Source organism: Haloferula sp. (assembly GCF_049672945.1).
GTDB lineage: Bacteria > Verrucomicrobiota > Verrucomicrobiia > Verrucomicrobiales > Akkermansiaceae > Haloferula.
On record NZ_JBATWY010000041.1, the window covers coordinates 1 to 3,176 of the forward strand.

The 3,176-nt window shown below is 52.8% G+C and carries 2 protein-coding genes; both read left to right on the top strand.

What is annotated here, in order from left to right; translation table 11 throughout:
- The first annotated feature begins 518 nt into the window (after nucleotides 1-518).
- Nucleotides 519-1,283 carry a DUF4184 family protein gene (locus WBG04_RS03765; protein WP_424313036.1) on the top strand — a complete coding sequence of 255 codons (765 nt, stop codon included), beginning with the start codon at nucleotides 519-521 and terminating at the stop codon, nucleotides 1,281-1,283.
- 1,190 nt (nucleotides 1,284-2,473) lie between these two features.
- Entirely contained in the window at nucleotides 2,474-3,013 is a 540-nt protein-coding gene (locus WBG04_RS03770; protein ID WP_424313038.1) for a GNAT family N-acetyltransferase, read from the top strand.
- Nucleotides 3,014-3,176 lie beyond the last annotated feature (163 nt).

Here is a 3,176-nt window from a genome sequence, read left to right on the forward strand (position 1 = left end):
GAAACCCCATGAGTTCTTCATCTTAATCATGGGGATAAGTGGGAAAAATAAGTGTTCCACTTACAGCCCCTAGGATTCCACGGGAACAGCATCCTGCGAAGAAAGCCCGAACGAGTCCGGGTAAGACTCCCGGCAGTTCGCAACCCGCCCTACTATCCCCGAAAAATTCCGACTTATTCCCACCGCTTTCACACTCACCACGAAGCTCTGCAAGGCAAGCGAAGCTCCGTTCAAACCGTCGCGCAAAAAGGGAGCAAGGGCGTTCCCGCCCTGTCGAAGCACCAAAGAGGCCTCCTTGATCTGAGCGGCAACAAGCTACCGACTTCAGCCCTCTTCGATCACGCCAAAGGAAAGACGCTCAGAGGAGCTGTTTGGCTTGGCCGTGGAGGCTCGTCCCGGCCAGCAAAACGACCAAGGAATAGGTTTAAGAGGCCCCGCTCAGCAAAATCGGGCACTTCCTGAATTCTCCATCCGCCGTTCACCAGCATTTCACGCTCGTCCATCGTGATCTCGCAGAGATGCCCTTCACCTTGAGCCATACCGTGGTCGCGATTCCCCTCCTGCGATATCGTCGTTTCCTGGAACCGGTGGCTCTGGTGATCGGAACCATGGTTCCTGATGCCGGCTATTTCATTGCCGGGCTTCCCAGAAGTCATGCGACTCACAGCTTGAGTGGATCTTTTCTAACAGCCTTGCCTGTCGGGATGATGCTCTGGGTTCTGGTGGCCTTGATCGGTTGCCGCTCTTCAAGCCTCATCCCAGCATCCTTCAGGTCGCTCCTTCTTCCTCAGTTGGCCGCGATGCGTGCACCTCGGAGTATCCTATTGGCAGTTCCCTCGCTTTGGGTCGGCATCGCCAGCCACAATTTTCTCGATGCCTTCACCCACCCACACGGCTGGTTTGTCGAACGCTTGCCATTGCTCCAAAAGAGCCTCGGGTCTTTACCACTGCTTGGAGAACTGACCGTGTTTCACCTTGGACAGCACCTCGGTACGATATCTGGCGTACTTTGCCTCTCTGTCCTAGCGCTTCGCCGGATCCGGAAATATCCCTTCACCAGATCCGACTGGAACAAGTCGATCATCGGTCTGGTGATCCTTCTCGTCGCGTTTCTCATGGCCCTGCCCGATGCCCTTTCACTCTCATCGCGCTTCGAAGGAAATCTCGCGGTCCGGGTGCTGGTGGTGGAAGCCTTGGTCACGACCATCTCCCAATTCGTGATCCTCTTCGTTGGAGTCTCGCTGGCATGGGGCCTCTTGGTGAAAAAGGAAACCTCACCCTAAGTGAGCAAGCTGGTCTCTCTCGTTTGGCAAGTTGCAGGGAGCATCGACAGCTCCCTTGACGGTAAGCCGAAAAATGGAGTATCCAAACCATCGATGCTGGCGCACCAAAAGATTTTGATACAATCCGCCCCGGGTCCGAGTGATCCATCCCTATCCAAGCGAGCGATTCCACGCCCGACTCAAGACAGGGGCCGTATGAGGTAGTTCCTCACGTACGGATCTGCGCGGGGGGCCGGCGGCAACGGCGGTTCATACCGCAATCACCTTCTTCTTTTGTGATCACCATCGGATTCCGACCGATGTGGAACGTTCCACAGGTGTGAAATTAGGGTGATATCCCGATTCGTCTTTTCCTCTTGTTATGGCGAATCGGCATTTTCAGGGCTTTTCCACTTCCTCGTGACGCCTCCCAGCCCACCCCTTGATCTCGAAAGGAAAGACGCAAGGTCTTGAGAATTCGACTCTTGTCTCGAAACACGCAAACCGGTTCTCGGCGGTTGACGATGGGGAAGCCTTTCCCCTAACCTTCAAAAAAGCACGATTCGTCTTTTCCTACGGAAAGCCCGAATCGTCACAATACACTGTTAGCTAAGAAATGAAGAGGCCAATTGCTACAATCCTTTGCGCGGCGACATTGCCCCTCGGGATTAGTTACTACGCCGCTAGCTGGCATCAGCGTAACTACGCATGCGGATCACCGCCCGGATCTTTCGCCGAATTTGTAGGAAGAGTTGGAATGCCCGTAGCGCGTTTTCAGGCCAACATGGCCAGATCGCGTTTTGAAGCGGCTATCAGGTCACTCGGAGGCGATTTTGAATCCACGCTCAAAGATGGAAGAGTCATTCAGTTCTCAGTGGAGACCGCATCGGGTTCGGCAGTAATATCCGCAATCAATGAATACCCCGCAATTAAGCCTGGCACCTATCGACTATCCTACTACGAACCTGAGGATGAAGAATTGGTTTTAGTTGTAGGCGATATGGGATTCTTCGAGTTGATACAGCGCATAGATGGAACCCTCGACTTTAGATACTATGACCATACTAGTAAACCGATTACAGTGACGTTCACACGAATACAACCGAAACAAGAAAGCTAACAAGGCGCAGATGGCGACGCCGAGGAAGCCGTCTGATCAATTTTGGGCGTGCAAGCCGGCGCCGCCATTGCTATAACGTTAGCCAAAGAAAATGATTCCCACCCTCCATGCCGAAAGCGTCACCCTATCTCCGTTCTCACTCGGTGACGCAGGTCTCGTGCAGCAATACGCAGGCGACGCAGAGGTTGCCCGAACTACATTGAACGTGCCTCACCCGTATCCAGATGGCGCGGCGGAAAAGTGGATTGCATCTCATCTCCTACAGTATCTGGAGAAAAAGAATGCGGTTTTTGCAGTTCGATCTACCTCGGGAGACTTGTATGGGGCGATCAATCTCGGTTTGAATATGAATGACCAGATTGGGGAACTGGGATATTGGATTGGCGTCCCATTCTGGAACAAAGGCTTTTGCACGGACGCTGCCCGCAGGCTAATCCAATTTGGATTTGACGACATAGGTCTGAACAAGATTTATGCCCGGCATCTCGGCGGGAATGCCGGTTCTGGACGAGTTATGGAAAAAATCGGAATGAAGAAAGAAGGGATTCAAAGACAGCATACCATGAAGAATGGAGAGTTGAGGGATATCGTTGAATATGGCATCCTCAAATCTGAATACAAAAAGGGCTAACCATGTGATTCTGCCAACTCCGCTTCGCTCCGTGGCAGATCACCGACGTTGGCCCGAAAATGAATGATGAAGTCCTCGGCGCTTTGGTCCCAGATACCGATCTGCCTGAGATTCTAGTCGGAGCGATCGACTGGAAGGATCGTCAGATCGTACTGAGGATTAC